At 67.5% G+C, this 13676-nt stretch carries 16 protein-coding genes; all 16 read right to left on the bottom strand.

Features of this window, described 5'->3' with window-relative positions:
- Positions 1–44: 44 nt before the first annotated feature.
- Positions 45–851 carry a transporter substrate-binding domain-containing protein gene (locus ABE485_RS24175; protein ID WP_346517781.1) on the bottom strand — a complete coding sequence of 269 codons (807 nt, stop codon included), beginning with the start codon at positions 849–851 and terminating at the stop codon, positions 45–47.
- A 16-nt stretch (positions 852–867) separates the two neighbouring features.
- A complete protein-coding gene (locus ABE485_RS24170) occupies positions 868–1641 on the bottom strand; it encodes an ABC transporter permease (protein ID WP_346517780.1) in 774 nt (257 codons plus the stop codon).
- Positions 1638–2636 (bottom strand): ABC transporter substrate-binding protein, encoded by a 999-nt coding sequence (locus ABE485_RS24165; RefSeq protein ID WP_346517779.1) that lies wholly within the window; start codon positions 2634–2636, stop codon positions 1638–1640. The genes ABE485_RS24170 and ABE485_RS24165 overlap by 4 nt, the downstream gene beginning before the upstream one ends.
- Positions 2637–2705: 69 nt before the next feature.
- Positions 2706–3476: an ABC transporter ATP-binding protein gene (locus ABE485_RS24160; RefSeq protein WP_346517778.1), complete on the bottom strand. Its 771-nt coding sequence runs from the start codon at positions 3474–3476 to the stop codon at positions 2706–2708.
- Positions 3477–3582: 106 nt separating this feature from the next.
- Positions 3583–4809 carry an MFS transporter gene (locus ABE485_RS24155; RefSeq protein ID WP_346517777.1) on the bottom strand — a complete coding sequence of 409 codons (1227 nt, stop codon included), beginning with the start codon at positions 4807–4809 and terminating at the stop codon, positions 3583–3585.
- Between the two features lie 163 nt (positions 4810–4972).
- Positions 4973–6577, bottom strand: a complete 1605-nt coding sequence (locus tag ABE485_RS24150; RefSeq protein WP_346517776.1) for an ABC-F family ATPase — start codon at positions 6575–6577, stop codon at positions 4973–4975.
- A gap of 174 nt (positions 6578–6751) precedes the next feature.
- Positions 6752–7768, bottom strand: a complete 1017-nt coding sequence (locus ABE485_RS24145; protein ID WP_346517775.1) for an LD-carboxypeptidase — start codon at positions 7766–7768, stop codon at positions 6752–6754.
- Positions 7765–8256: a tRNA adenosine(34) deaminase TadA gene (gene tadA, locus ABE485_RS24140; RefSeq protein ID WP_346517814.1), complete on the bottom strand. Its 492-nt coding sequence runs from the start codon at positions 8254–8256 to the stop codon at positions 7765–7767. Before tadA ends, ABE485_RS24145 begins: the two co-directional genes overlap by 4 nt.
- Before the next feature lie 10 nt (positions 8257–8266).
- Entirely contained in the window at positions 8267–9115 is an 849-nt protein-coding gene (locus ABE485_RS24135) for an HAD family hydrolase (protein ID WP_346517774.1), read from the bottom strand.
- 74 nt (positions 9116–9189) lie between these two features.
- The gene (locus ABE485_RS24130; RefSeq protein ID WP_346517773.1) at positions 9190–9672 is read right to left on the bottom strand and encodes a hypothetical protein; all 483 of its coding nucleotides are present in this window, start codon (positions 9670–9672) and stop codon (positions 9190–9192) included.
- 165 nt (positions 9673–9837) lie between these two features.
- On the bottom strand, positions 9838–10179 hold the full coding sequence (gene mnhG, locus ABE485_RS24125; protein WP_346517772.1) for a monovalent cation/H(+) antiporter subunit G: 342 nt from the start codon (positions 10177–10179) through the stop codon (positions 9838–9840).
- On the bottom strand, positions 10176–10457 hold the full coding sequence (locus ABE485_RS24120; protein ID WP_346517771.1) for a K+/H+ antiporter subunit F: 282 nt from the start codon (positions 10455–10457) through the stop codon (positions 10176–10178). The genes mnhG and ABE485_RS24120 overlap by 4 nt, the downstream gene beginning before the upstream one ends.
- Positions 10454–10936: a Na+/H+ antiporter subunit E gene (locus ABE485_RS24115; RefSeq protein ID WP_346517770.1), complete on the bottom strand. Its 483-nt coding sequence runs from the start codon at positions 10934–10936 to the stop codon at positions 10454–10456. Before ABE485_RS24115 ends, ABE485_RS24120 begins: the two co-directional genes overlap by 4 nt.
- A complete protein-coding gene (locus tag ABE485_RS24110; protein WP_346517769.1) occupies positions 10936–12567 on the bottom strand; it encodes a monovalent cation/H+ antiporter subunit D in 1632 nt (543 codons plus the stop codon). Before ABE485_RS24110 ends, ABE485_RS24115 begins: the two co-directional genes overlap by 1 nt.
- Positions 12564–12908 carry a Na+/H+ antiporter subunit C gene (locus ABE485_RS24105; RefSeq protein ID WP_346517768.1) on the bottom strand — a complete coding sequence of 115 codons (345 nt, stop codon included), beginning with the start codon at positions 12906–12908 and terminating at the stop codon, positions 12564–12566. The genes ABE485_RS24110 and ABE485_RS24105 overlap by 4 nt, the downstream gene beginning before the upstream one ends.
- The coding region (gene mbhE / locus ABE485_RS24100; protein WP_346517767.1) for a hydrogen gas-evolving membrane-bound hydrogenase subunit E at positions 12908–13676 on the bottom strand (769 nt) is incomplete at its 5' end. The genes ABE485_RS24105 and mbhE, both read right to left, overlap by 1 nt.

Here is a 13676-nt window from a genome sequence, read left to right as displayed (position 1 = left end):
AGTGCGCGCGCGGACGCCGCACCGATTGCGGCGCGCTGCGGGCGCTAGCCGTGGCAGTCGGGCACTTCCTGGTCGAGATAGACGTCGAAGGCCACATCGCGCGCCCACTTCGTCGTCATGGCCTTCCAGGCCCCGGCCCGGTCCCAGGCCCGCATCTCCTGGCCCAGCCAGTCGCGCGACGCCTGGTCGCCGGCCGACAACAGCCATACGCGCGCTTGCCGCGCGCCGTCGGCCGCCAAGGTCGAGGAAAACTTCTTCCATTCCGGAAACCGCACCAGTGGTTCCCACACCGCGTCGTCGACCAGCCCGATGTCGCAACTGCCTTCGCGCACCGCGACCAGGGCATCGGACGGCACGCGATACGTGCGCACCACCGCGCCCCACTGCTGCGCCAGGGCCCGCGCCTGTATCGCGGCCTCGGCCATGCAGACGGTGCGTCCGCGCACGTCCGCCGGCTTGCGCAACGACGTGTCGCTGCGGATCACGGCCTTGGGGCGCGCCGCATAGCCCGTGGGCTGCGCGGCCACCGTCTCCGGCTGCCCGTCGGCGCGGTCCGCGAGCACCAGGTCCACCTGGCCTGCCGCCAGCGCGGCCGCAGCCTGATCGGCCGGCAGTTGCACCAGGCGCACCGCCAGCCCGAGGCTGGCGCCCAGCTGTTCGGAAACGGCCGCGTCCAGGCCTTCGGGCGTGCGGTCCCACGCGCCGGCCGCGGGCGGCGGCGCCAGATACGGCACGCCCACCACCAGCTCGCCCCTGGCGCGAGCCGCCGGGAACGTGTCCGGCTGCGCATGCGCATGCGCCACCAGCATCAGGCTGGCGGCAACGAGCAAGGGGCGCAGGCGGGCGATCATGGCGGGCGGCTGGGATTCAGACGTACTGATATCGCAACAGGCGGTGCTTGAGGTTTTCAAGCACGAACTGGTCGATCAGCGCGGCCAGCACGGCGATGACGAGGATGTTGGTCATGACGCCGGTCATGTCCGCGATCTCGCCCGAATACGCCAGCGACCGGCCCAGGCCCTTGCCGAAGCCGATCAGCATTTCCGCCGAAATCAGCGCGCGCCACGCGTTGCCGAACGCGAGCTGCGCGCCGGTGATGAGTTCGGGCATGACCGCGGGCAGGTACACCCGCTTGACCAGCCCCCAGCGCGTCGCGCCCATGACGCGCGCCGCCGATACGTGCACGCGCTGCACGGATTCGGTGGCGTTCATCACGCTGAGCGCGGCCGGGAAGAACGCGGACAGCGCCACGACCACGATGATGGGCGTATTGCCGAACCCCATCACGATGAGGAACAGCGGCACCCAGGCGATCGACGGGATCGATTGCAGGATGACGATGGCGCTGCGCAACACTTCGCGGAAGAAGAACAGCACGGCCGCCACCAGGCCGAAGCCGATGCCTGCCGCGAGCGCCAGGCCGTAACCCGCGCCCAGCCGGCCCAGCGTGCCCAACAGGCTTTGGTGGAAGGACTGCTTGCCCAGGTCTTCGAACAGGCGTTCGACCACGGCTGGCACGCCCGGCATCAGGAAGTCCGGCAGCGCGAACGCCGCCAGTTGCCAAAGCGCCAGGATGAACAGGACGCCCAAAACGCCCGCAAGATGCTTGCGGGCGCCGGTCACTCGGGTGGATGCGCTCAAAGCTTGCGAGCCTCTTGCCAGGACAGGTCGACGATGCTGGAGACGTCGTACGGCTTGCCGTCGCGCGTCTTGAGCGAACCCTGGGCCTGCAGGATGTCAGCGATTTCCTGCATGCGGGCCGTATCCTTCTGCGTCAGCTTGGGCGTGAACACCTGCGTGCTGATGGCTTCGGCGATAACGGTTTCGCGCGGGAGCTCGCCGCGGCTCAGCGTCTTGAGCGTGGGCTCGGCAATGAAGTACGAGGCGATCAGCTTGGAGGCCTGCGCGGGCTCCTTCTGCAGCAGCGTGATGGCCTGGTTCTGGGCGTCCAGCGCCTTCCAGACGTCGTCCTTGCGCTTGGTCAGGGTTTCGCCGGACGTGATCACGACCATGCACGGGAACGGCCAGGCCTGGCCGACTTCGTAGATCTGCTTGACCGGCGCAACCAGTTGCGCGATGCGGTCGTAGGGTTCGAACAGGAAGGCCGCGTCCACGCGCTTGCCGACCAGCGACTGCACGGCGACCGCCGGGCTCACGCCCATGACGTTGACGTCGTCGGCGCCGAGGTTGCCCTGCTTGAGCACCACGCCCTTCAGGACCACGTCGGCGGTGCTGCCTTCGGCCTGCGAGGCCAGCGTCTTGCCCTTGAGGCCGGCGATGTCCTTGATGCCGGAGTCATCGCGCACGATCAGCGAGTGGTAGCCCTGCTGCGCGCCGCCCACCACCTTCAGGTCCGCGCCCTTCGAGGCCCAGGCCACCGCATTGGTGAAGCCCAGCACGCCGATGTCCAGCTGGCCGCCGACGATCGCCTTGATCAGGTCGGTGCCCGACTTGAATTCGATCAGTTCGGAATCCAGGCCGGCCTTCTTGTAATAGCCGCCCTCTTGCGCGACGATCGCCTGCGCATCGTCCATCACGCGCAGGTAGCCCACGCGGAATTTCTCGGCGGCCATCGCGGGGGCAGCCGCCAGCAGCGCCGCGGCCAGCGGCAGGGACAGCCATTGCTTCAGTTTCATCAGGAGCTCCAGGGAATTCGGGAATCGGCGGCGCCGGGGCGCGGCCGGGGTATTCAAGAAAGAGTGAGATCAGGCGGCCAGGGCCAGGTCCGAGTGCGCGTCCGCGCCGCCCACGCCGATGCCCAAGAGGCGCAGGATTTCGCGCTTTTCGGCGGCCAGGTCGGCCAGGTCGTGGGTCTTGACGCGGTGGGCCAGATTGAATTCGCGCAGCACGCGGGCGGGCCGCGGGCTGAAGACGACGATGCGGTCGGCCAGGAACAGGGCTTCGTCGACATCGTGCGTCACCAGCAGCACGGTGGGCTTTTCCTGGGCGATCAGCTGGCGCAGGACATCCTGCAGGCTCAGGCGGGTCAGCGCGTCGAGCGCGCCGAAGGGCTCGTCCATGAGCATGGTCTGGGGCTGCGCGATGAAGGCGCGGGCCAGCGCGGCGCGCTGGCGCATGCCGCCCGACACCTGATGCGGGTAATAGTGTTCAAAGCCGGCCAGGCTGACGCGCGCGAGCCATTCGCGGGCGGCCTCGCGGGCGCGCTTCTTGGGGGTGTTCTGGAATTCCAGCGCCAGCGCCACGTTGTCTTCGAGGGTCAGCCAGGGGTACAGCGCATGTTCCTGGAACACCAGCGTGCGGCTGGGGTGCGGACCGGCGACCGGGACGCCGTCCGCAAGCACGCGGCCCTGCGTCGGCTGTTCCAGCCCGGCGGCCAGGTGCAGCAGCGTGGACTTGCCGCAGCCCGAAGGCCCCACCAGGGCGACGAGTTCGCCGGTCTTGAATTCGCTGGTGAAGCCATCCACGACCGGCAGGTCGCCGAAGTGCTTGTGGACGTTGTCGAAGGTCAGGTTCATGGAACGAATCTTGGGCGCGCGTGGAAACGAGGCTCAAATCTAACAATTCGTTATATGAATCCAAACGATCAATACGGCATGTCCTTACTTCTTTTTGTAATAACGATCAGGCGGCGGCCGTTGAGGCAGCATGACGGGTGGCCGCGCGTTGCAGCGCAAATGCGATAAAGAAGCCCACCATCACGGCCACGGACGCCGCCAGGAAGATCGCGGGGTAGCCAAAGCCGCTGGAGATGTAGCCCGCGATCGGCCCGGTGACGCCCAGCGCCAGATCGAGAAACGCCGAGTAAGCGCCCAGCGCGGCGCCGCGGCTGCCCGCCGGCACGCGCGCCACCGCCTCGACCCCGATCGCCGGAAACACCAGCGCGAATCCGCAGCCCGTGAGGGCGGCGCCCACCAGCGCCATGCCCGGGTTGGGGGCCACCCACAGCAGCAGCAGCCCGGCTGCTTCCACCACGAAAGACACCTGCGCCACGCGGAATCCGCCAAAGCGGGTGATGGTGCCGGCGAACAGCAGGCGCACCCCGATGAAGGCCCCGCCGAAGGCGCTGAGCGCGTGCGCCGCGCCATCCCAGGAGGAACTCGCGTAGTACAGCGCCACGAAGGCCGCCAGCGTGCCGAAACCCACCGAGCCCAGCCCCAGCGCCATCCCGTGCGGGAAGACGCGCATGACGACGCTCTTGAACGCCAGGCGGTGCCCGCCGACGATGGCGACCGCCTTGCGCGCGATGGCCAGCCCAAGGCCGCCCAGCCCCAGGAGCAGCACCGCGCCGCCCAGCGCGCCCATGCTCCATTGCTTTTCCAGCTGCACCCCAAGCGGGGCGCCCAGCGCGAGCGCGCCGTAGGTGCAGATTCCGTTCCAGGAGATGACGCGGGCGGTGTGCAGCGGCCCTACCCTGGCTATCGCCCACGTGGCCGAGCCGGTTCCCACCCAGCTTTCGCCGAAGCCCAGGGCCAGGCGGCTGAGGATGATCGCCGCCAGGCTGAGCCAGGCCGTGCGTTCGAAGGCATACGCGAGCAGCAGGAAGACGCCGCTGACCGCGCAGGCGGCCATGCCGATCACGACCGTCTGCTTGGGGCCGACCGTATCGGCCATGCGCCCGGCATGGGAGCGACTGAGCAAGGTGGCCACGTACTGCACGCTGATCGCCAGGCCGGCGAGCACGGAGCCGTAGCCCAGGTTGTTGTGCACGTAGCCCGGCAGCACGGCAAGCGGCAGGCCGATGGCCAGATAGCAGATGAAGGTGAAGAAGGCGATGGCAACGATGCGGGCCGTCAGCGTGAACGTGCCGATCTGCGCGCCATCGGGCGCGGCATGCTGAGAGGAAGACATTTGGGGGGCAAGAAGAGGCCTGGCCGGACAGCCGCCAGGGACCGGCCGATGATAGCGCAATGCAGATTGCGGCTGGCTGAACGCAGGCGTGGCGCCGATTTCGGGCGCATAAACAAAAGCGGCGCACGAGGCCGTGCGCCGCTTCCAGGTCAACCGGGCGGGATCAGGCCTCGATGCCGCGCGAAGACAGGTAGTCTTCGTAGCCGCCGCGGTAGTCGACGATCTCGCCCGAGGGCAGGATTTCGATCACGCGCGTGGCCAGGCCCGACACGAATTCGCGGTCGTGCGAGACGAACACCAGCGTGCCTTCGTACTTTTCCAGCGCGAACTGCAGCGATTCGATCGATTCCATGTCCAGGTGGTTCGTCGGTTCGTCGAGCAGCATGACGTTGTGCCGGCCCAGCATCAGGCGGCCGAAGGTCATGCGGTTCTTTTCGCCGCCGGACAGCACCTTGGGCGCCTTGGGCAGGTCGTCCGCCGAGAACAGCAGGCGGCCCAGCACCGAACGGATGGACTGGTCGTCGTCGCCCGGCTGGCGATGGTCGCCCATCCAGTCCAGCAGGTTGATGTCGGTCTGCAGGAACTGGTCAGAGACGTCCTGGGCCATGTAGCCGAGGTCAGCGTTGTCGGACCACTTCACGGAACCCGAATCGGGCTGCAGGTCGGTGGCCAGCAGGCGCAGCAGCGTCGTCTTGCCCACGCCGTTGGCGCCGATGATGGCGATCTTCTCGCCGGCATCGACCATGGCCGAGAACTTGGTGATCACGGGCGCGTCGTAGGCCTTGGACAGGTTTTCGACGGTGACCGCCAGGCGGTGCATGACCTTGTTCTGCTCGAAGCGGATGTACGGGTTCTGGCGCGACGACGGCTTGACCACGACCTGGTCGGCCTTGATGCGGTCGATCTGCTTCAGGCGCGAGGTGGCCTGGCGCGACTTGGACTTGTTGGCCGCGAAGCGGCGCACGAAGTCCTGCAGTTCGGCCACGCGCTCCTTGGCCTTGGCGTTGTTGGCCACCAGGCGCTCGCGGGCCTGGGTGGACGCCAGCATGTAGTCGTCGTAGTTGCCGGCGTAGATGCGGATCTCGCCGTAGTCCACGTCGGCCATGTGCGTGCACACCTGGTTCAGGAAGTGGCGGTCGTGGCTGATGATGATCATCGTGCTCTGGTAGCTGTTGAGCACGTTCTCCAGCCAGCGGATGGTGTTGATGTCCAGGTTGTTGGTGGGCTCGTCCAGCAGCAGGACGTCGGGATTGGAGAACAGCGCCTGCGCCAGCAGCACGCGCAGCTTCCAGCCCGGGGCCACTTCGCGCATGGGCAGGTTGTGCTGGTCCACGGCGATTTCCAGGCCCAGCAGCAGCTCGCCCGCGCGGGCTTCGGCGGTGTAGCCGTCGTATTCGGCGAACTTGGCTTCCAGGTCGGCCGCACGCATGTAGTCGTCTTCGGTCGCCTCCGGATTCGCATAGATGGCGTCACGTTCCGACATGGCGGACCACATTTCGGTATGGCCCATCATCACGACGTCCAGCACGCGCAGGTCTTCAAACGCGAACTGGTCCTGGCGCAGCTTGCCCAGGCGCACGCCCGGCTCGAGCGCGACGTTGCCGGCGGAGGGCTCAAGGTCGCCGCCGATGATCTTCATGAACGTAGACTTGCCGGACCCATTGGCCCCGATCAGCCCGTAGCGGTTGCCTTCCCCGAACTTGACGCTGACGTTCTCGAAAAGGGGCTTGGGACCGAACTGGATGGTGAGATTGGCTGTGGATATCACGGTGTATTTGCGTTTGAAGGCGCCCGAAGGCGCATGCGGGGAAACCTGATAGTGTAGCAAAGGGGGATGCGCCCCCGTTTACAACGCGAGCCCATCTCTTCCATCAATGCGGCCAGGCCGTTGCCAGGCGCGGTTCTCGCGCGCCTGCGCACGCTGGCCTGGAGCCAGCCAGGATCAGTGGTGGTGCTCGTCCAGCACCAGGTGCGCCAGGCCCTTTTCGGTGGCGATGCCCACCTTCTGCCCGACCGGCAGGGTGGCCTTGGTGGCCACATGCCCGTACGGCAGGCCGGTCACGACCGGCACCTTGACCGTCTTGCGCAGCCACGCCACGACTTCCTGCATGTCGTACCCGTTGTCGTGCGGCGCCAGCCTGTAGTCCGTGAACCGGCCCAGCACGATCGCCTTCTGGCGCGCCAGGATGCCGGCCTGCGCAAGCTGGATCAGCATGCGTTCGACGCGGTAGGGATGCTCGGCCACGTCTTCCAGGAACAGGATGCCCCCGCGGACCTTGGGCATATAGGGCGTGCCCAGCAGCGAGGCCACCATCGCCAGGTTGCCGCCCCAGAGGATGCCGCGGGCATCGACCGGGTCCGCGTCCTGGGTCTCGAAGCTGAGGATTTCCAGTTCGCCCCGCATTACTTCGCCGAACAGCGCCTCGGTCAGGTCGTCGACCTTCTTGCCGCCGAAGTCCTGGACGGCGGTGGCGCCGGTGTAGCTGACCGCGCCGGTCTGGGCCAGCAGGCCCAGGTTGAACGCGGTGAAGTCGCTCATGCCCACGAAGCGCTTGCCGCTGTCGGCGATGGCCTTCCAGTCGATGGCGGGCAGCAGCCGGCCCAGGCCATAGCCGCCGCGCGTCGCCATGACGATGGGAAGCTTTTGCTTGATGGCGCGCGTCAGGCTGGCCAGGCGCTGCGCATCCGTGCCGGCGAAGCGCTGGTGCACGGCGAGCGCGGTGCGGTCCACGGCCGTCTTGAAGCCCTGCCCCTGGAGCCGTTCGCGCGCGAGTTCCACGGTGGCCGGATCACGCACCGCGGACGACGGCGAGATCAGGTAGATGCCGCGGGCATCGGGCAGGTGGCCGTGATGGTGGCCGTGGTCGTGGTCGTGGCCGCAATCGTCGCCGCAGTCGTGGCCGTGATCGTGATCATGGCCGGCGTGCGCGGCGGGCTTGGCGGCTTTGGGGGTGCTCATGCGATGGATTCCTTGGCGCGGCGCTCGCGGAAGAACCGGCGCAGCAGGTCGCCGCACGGTTCGGCCAGCACGCCGCCGGTGACTGAAGTGTGATGATTTAGCTTGGGAACGGCGCCAACGTCCAGCACGCTGCCGCAGGCGCCGGTCTTGGGGTCGTAGGCGCCGAACACCACGCGCGACAGGCGCGCGTGCAGCATGGCGCCGATGCACATGACGCACGGCTCCAGCGTGACATAGACGGTGATGCCCGGCAGCCGGTAGTTTTCAAGCTGGCGGGCGGCATTGCGCAGCGCCACGATCTCGGCGTGCGCGGTCGGGTCGTGGTCGATGATGGTGCGGTTGAAGCCGCGTCCCAGGATGTCGCCCTGCGGCGAGACCACCAGCGCGCCCACGGGGACCTCGCCGATGTCGTACGCCGCCTGGGCCTGCTCCAGGGCCAGGGTGATGTAGCGCGCGTCCTCTTCGGTCCAGGGCGGAACCGCCGCCATGGGGGTCGGATCAACCACGGTACACCCGGGATTTCAGCGCGATGCGGCCGGCCAGGCTGGTGACGGCCTCTTCCAGCCATTGATAGAGTTCGGCCTGTTCGTCGTAGCGGGCCTGGTTCAGGTTGGACACCCGGCCTTCTTCGATGAAGCCCCAGGCCCGGCTGCGCTTGTCGCGATGCTTGGGATCCCAGACGCCGAACGCAAAACCGCCGGCGCGGCGGATCAGCGAGAAGCACGGGATATCGGTGTAGCCGTCGCCGACGAACACCATCTGGTCGAACGGCACGCGCAGCCGGTCTTCGGGGACCTTGCGGTTGACCTCGAACGGCTTGTTGCGGAAATCGCGGCCGATGATGCCCTTCTGGATGTGGAAGAGATACCGGGTTTTGTCGGTGAAGCTGACGACGCGGCGCGGAAATGCGATGCCGCCGTCCGCGCCGTACACGAATTCGGAGGCCCAGATTTCGGTGAACTCGTGCGCGATGGGCGTGGAGCGGACGACGTCGCCGATGCCGCTGGAGATCAGGTAGAACTCGAGCTGCACCTGCGGCTGCTCGGCGCGCACGGCGGCGCGCAGGCGCTGGAACAGCGTGGGCACGCCATCGTGCAGTTCCAGGCGGGCGCCCCATTCATTCAGGCGTTGCTGCGTGATGAGGCCATGCCGGCCCTCTTGCGAGAGCTGGATCATCTTGTAGAGATAGGCGGGCACGGGGTCCCAGTCCTGCTGGGACAGCAGCGGGTCGACCTGGTCTTTCCAGAAGGAAGCCGTGTCCACCCCGATGCTGTCCAGGAAACCGGACGTGCTGTCCGAAGCCAGCGTGTCGTCGAAATCGAAAATCAGGGCGATGACGTCGGACATGTATATGCGTAAAAAGGGGCGACAGCCGCCATTTTGCCTGAATGCGGCGGCGGTTGCGCCCCTTCTGCCCCGCCCTACTGGCGGATCGGCGCGGTGGTCGTGCCCGGCGCGGGCGCCATGCCCGGCGCCGTGCCCGCCGGCGCGACGCTGTCCGCCGGCACCTGGATCACGGTTTCACGCAGCACGCCGCCGCCCTGCACGCTGCCGCGCACCGTGGTGTTGGGCGAGGTCATCTGCGTCACGCAGCTCTGGCGCTGCGCTTCGGGCAGGCGGTTGCAGCGGGCCAGCATGTTCTGCTGCAGCTGCTCGGGACTGGCGTCCCGGAGATTCTGGCGCGTGGCTTCCTGCTTGGCCGCGCCGGCCTCGCGCTTGCAGGTGTCGACGGACTGGTTGGTGTCGCCGCTCTTGCACCGGGCCATATCCTGCTGGAAACGGCCCTGGGGCGTGGCCGTGCCGCTGGTCGTATCGGCCGCGTGGACCGCGCCGGCGGCGAACATCAGGCCTGCCGTACACAGGGTTGCCGCAAGACGCTTGGTGGGCATGTGTCGAAGAATCATGGTCAGCTCCTTTGAAAGAGATTGAACCCGGGCCGCGCGGTTCAGGCACCACGCAGCCAACCGACACCACTATCCCACTGTTGAGCGGTGGGGGACATGTCCAGCGACATGAATTCGTAAGGTTACGTTTCAGCGCTTAAAAACAGGGACACAACAATTCAACCCCTAGCGCGCGTCCCTGTCCGCGTCGGCCTTGGTCAGCCGGTTGCGGTAGGTGGCCGCGCGCATCAGCAGCATGGCCGTGACCGGCGACGAAACAATCAGCAGCAGCGTGATGATCACTTCATGGAAGACCGGACGCGCCGACAGCGCCGAAAACACCAGGATGGAGGCGCCAAGCACGCAGCCGCAACCCAGCGTGTTGCCTAGCGTCGGCGCGTGGATGCGCGCCTGGAACGTCCGGAACCGCAGCAGGCCCGCGGAACCGGTCACGGCCAGCAGGCCGCCCAGCACCAGCAGGATGCAGGCGGGGATGCTGGCCCACAGCGGAAGTTCGGCACCGATCATGGCTCGATCACCTCTCCGCGCAGCAGGAACCGCGCCATGGCGGTGGAACCCACGAAACCGAACAGCGCGATCAGCAGCGCGATGTCGAAATAGACGGACGTGCCGGACCGGATGCCGAACACCAGCATCGTCAGCATGCCGTTGATGTACAGCGTATCCAGGGCCAGGACGCGGTCCTGGGCAGTGGGGCCTCGCAGGAGGCGGACGGTGGCGAACACCATGCCCAGCGCAAAGCAGAGCAAGGCAAAGGACGCCGCCCAGTAAAGTGCGGTATTCATTCAAACATCTCCATCAGCGGGCGCTCGTAGCGCTCCTGCACGAGCTTGATCCATTCGCCTTCGTTCTGCAGGTCCAGCACGTGCAGCTTCAGGCTGTGGTCGTCGGTCAGGTCCACCCAGACGGTTCCGGGCGTATACGTGACGATGCAGGCGAGCATCGCCAGGCCATGCGGATCGCGCATGGTGAGCGGGATCATGATGAACCCGGGGGAAAAGACATTGGGGCGGGGATTGAGGATCAGCCGCGCCACGGCGATGTTGGACTTGATGATGTCCACCGTGACGTGCAGGAACAGCGGCACCACTTTCCAGAGGCGGCGCGGCCGCGCGTGCAGCGGACGCAGGCGCGAGGCCGCCCAGGTGAACCACAGCGCCAGCGCCAGTCCCAGCGCGATCTGGCCCACCGACAGGCTTTCGTTGAGCACCAGCCACAGCACGAACAGCAGCGTGGGCAGGATCAGGAAGTAGAGACGGCGCATCAGCTTCCTCCGTTGGCGCCGCGCACGGTCTGCGCGGACATGACGGCGTCGATGTACGACGCGGGCTGGTCCAGCGACCGGGCGGCATCGTCCAGGTAGGCCGATACCGGACCGGCGCCCGCGGCCAAGCCAATGCACAGGAGCACCAGCACGGCCACCGGGCCGGCCTCGATGACGCGCAGCCGCGGCGTGCTGCGGTCGTCGCTGGCCCAGAACACGCGGATGCCGGTGCGGCCCAGGCCGATCAAGCCGGCCAGGCCCGAGATCAGCACGGCGGCCACCAGCAGCCAGGCGTCCATCGGCGGCGCGGATTCGGTGGCGGCCGACACGGCGGCGGACAGCAGCGAGAATTTCGCCACGAAGCCCGACAGCGGCGGCAGCCCCGTCACCAGCAGCGCGCATGAAATGAACGCGAGGCCCAGGAATGCCATGGCGGCCGGAATGGCCACGCCCACCACGTCGTCGGACCGGTTGACCGATGCCGGATCATCCAGGTCGAAGGCGTCGAGCGTGACCGCCAGCACGTTGGCGCCGAAGCTGCGCGTGCGCTCGATCAGTTCGGCCAGCAGGAAGAACGCGCCCGTCGTCAGCACCGAGCTGATCAGGTAGAACAGCGCCGGACCCGTGAGCGTGACGCCGGGCATGCCCAGCGCGGTCAGCAGCGTGCCCGCCGACACGATCACGCAGTAGCCCACCATCTTTTCCAGCTGCTGGGTCGCCAGCAGGCCCAGGGCGCCGAACAGCAGCGTGGCCAGTCCCGCGGCGAACATCCAGTCCAGGCTGAAGGCCGCGGGCGCACCCGACGGCAGCAGCAGCGAGCCGATGCGCAGCAGCGCGTAGATGCCCACCTTGGTCATGATGGAAAACATGGCCGCGATGGGCGCGCCGGCCGAGCCGTAGCCCTTGACCAGCCAGAAGTTGAGTGGCCAGGCGCCTGCCTTCACGAGAAAGGCCACGCCAAGAATGGCCGCGCCCGCCTCGAACAGCATGCGCTCCGAGCCTGCCAGGTTGCCGGCGCGCAGCGCCAGGTCTGCCATGTTCAGCGTGCCCGTGACGCCGTAGATCAGCGCGATGCTGATGAGCAGCAGGAACGACGCCACCAGGTTCACGGCGATGTACTGCAGGCCCGCGCTGACGCGCGCCACGCCCGAGCCGTGCAGCAGCAGGCCATAGGATGCCGCCAGCAGGACTTCGAAGAACACGAACAGGTTGAACAGGTCTCCGGTAAGGAAGGCGCCGTTCAGGCCCATCAGCAGAAACTGGAACAGCGAATGGAAATGCACCCCCGCGCGGTCCCAGCGGGCCAGCGCGTAGACCAGCGTGGCCAGGCCTAGCACCGCGGTCAGGGTCAGCATCACGGCCGCCAGGCGGTCGACGACCAGCACGATGCCGAACGGCGCCGGCCAATCGCCCACGAGGTAGACCCCTACCCCTTCGGGCCAGACGCCCGGCACGCCGCCGCCGGCGACCACCAGCAGGGCAATGGCGGCCGCCAGCTGGGCCAGTGTGGACACCAGCGCGATTCCGCTGCGCGCATAGCGGCTGGTGTCGGCCAGCAGGAGCATCGCCGCCCCCGCGACCAGCGGGGTGATGATGGGCAGTACGGGTAGATGTTGAAGCCAAAAATTCAAGATTGGGACTCCCGTCCATCAACGTGGTCGGTACCCGTGAGGCCACGCGAGGCCAGCAGCACAACCAGGAACAGCGCGGTGGTGGCGAAGCCGATGACGATGGCCGTCAGCACCAGCGCCTGCGGCAGCGGATCCGTATACCAGGAGGGGTCATGCGCCATGGCCGGATCCACCACCGGCGGGCGGCCGGAACTGAGCCGGCCCATGCCGAAGATGAAGAGGTTCACCGCGTAGGAGACCAGCGACAGGCCCATGATGAACTGGAACGTCCGGGGCCGCAGCAGCAGCCAGACGCCCGAGCCCGCCAGGACTCCGATCGCGGCAGCGTATATCAATTCCATCAGGCTTCCCCTGTTTGAGCGGCGGCCGCCTGGAGTTCGGCGGCAGCCTTGCGTTGCGCGCGCAGCGATTGGTGGGCCAGCGCCACCAGCACCAGCACGGTGGAACCCACGACCAGCATGTAGACGCCCAGGTCGAAGAGCAGCACGCTGGAAAGGTGCACGTGGCCGACCAGCGGCAGCGCGACATCCCAGGCCAGCGCGGCCAGGAACGGCTTGTAGGCGAGCCAGGCCGTCACCGCCGCGCCGCCGGCGCACAGCAGGCCGATCGCGATCCAGTACTGCGGGTTGAGCCGGCTGCGCGACTCGACCCAGTACACCCCGCCCACCATGTACTGCAGGATGACGGCGGTGGCGAAGATCAGGCCGCCGACGAACCCGCCGCCCGGCTGGTTGTGGCCGCGCAGCAGGAAGTACACCGAGATCAGCGCGGCGACGGGCAGCAGCAGGCGGACCAGCACCGCAGGCACCATCATCGAGTTCGGCGGCACCAGCGACTTGATGTCGGGCGCTTCGGGAACGCCGCCGTCCTGGTCGATCTGCTGGCGCGGCAGGTCGGCGCTTTCCGCCGCGGGGCGGAAGCGGCGCAGCAGCGCGTAGACCGTCAGCGCCACGATGCCAAGCACCGTGATCTCGCCGAACGTGTCGAAACCGCGGAAGTCGACCAGGATCACGTTGACCACGTTGGTGCCGCCGCCGTCCGGCAGCGCGCGGTCGACGAAATACGAGGAGATGGTTTCGCCCTGCGGCCGCGCCAGCACGGCGTAGGCC

The organism is Achromobacter spanius (assembly GCF_039673305.1).
Taxonomy (GTDB): Bacteria; Pseudomonadota; Gammaproteobacteria; order Burkholderiales; family Burkholderiaceae_B; genus Achromobacter; species Achromobacter spanius_F.
This window is presented reverse-complemented; position numbering and strand designations above follow the sequence as displayed.

Bases quoted from the DNA above. Each gene is read 5' to 3' on its own strand.
- ABE485_RS24175 (WP_346517781.1), bottom strand. From the start codon at position 851: ATGATCGCCCGCCTGCGCCCCTTGCTCGTTGCCGCCAGCCTGATGCTG.
- ABE485_RS24165 (WP_346517779.1), bottom strand. From the start codon at position 2,636: ATGAAACTGAAGCAATGGCTGTCCCTGCCGCTGGCCGCGGCGCTGCTG.
- ABE485_RS24160 (WP_346517778.1), bottom strand. From the start codon at position 3,476: ATGAACCTGACCTTCGACAACGTCCACAAGCACTTCGGCGACCTGCCG.
- ABE485_RS24155 (WP_346517777.1), bottom strand. From the start codon at position 4,809: ATGTCTTCCTCTCAGCATGCCGCGCCCGATGGCGCGCAGATCGGCACG.
- ABE485_RS24145 (WP_346517775.1), bottom strand. From the start codon at position 7,768: ATGAGCACCCCCAAAGCCGCCAAGCCCGCCGCGCACGCCGGCCATGAT.
- tadA (WP_346517814.1), bottom strand. From the start codon at position 8,256: ATGGCGGCGGTTCCGCCCTGGACCGAAGAGGACGCGCGCTACATCACC.
- ABE485_RS24135 (WP_346517774.1), bottom strand. From the start codon at position 9,115: ATGTCCGACGTCATCGCCCTGATTTTCGATTTCGACGACACGCTGGCT.
- ABE485_RS24130 (WP_346517773.1), bottom strand. From the start codon at position 9,672: ATGATTCTTCGACACATGCCCACCAAGCGTCTTGCGGCAACCCTGTGT.
- mnhG (WP_346517772.1), bottom strand. From the start codon at position 10,179: ATGATCGGTGCCGAACTTCCGCTGTGGGCCAGCATCCCCGCCTGCATC.
- ABE485_RS24120 (WP_346517771.1), bottom strand. From the start codon at position 10,457: ATGAATACCGCACTTTACTGGGCGGCGTCCTTTGCCTTGCTCTGCTTT.
- ABE485_RS24115 (WP_346517770.1), bottom strand. From the start codon at position 10,936: ATGCGCCGTCTCTACTTCCTGATCCTGCCCACGCTGCTGTTCGTGCTG.
- ABE485_RS24105 (WP_346517768.1), bottom strand. From the start codon at position 12,908: ATGGAATTGATATACGCTGCCGCGATCGGAGTCCTGGCGGGCTCGGGC.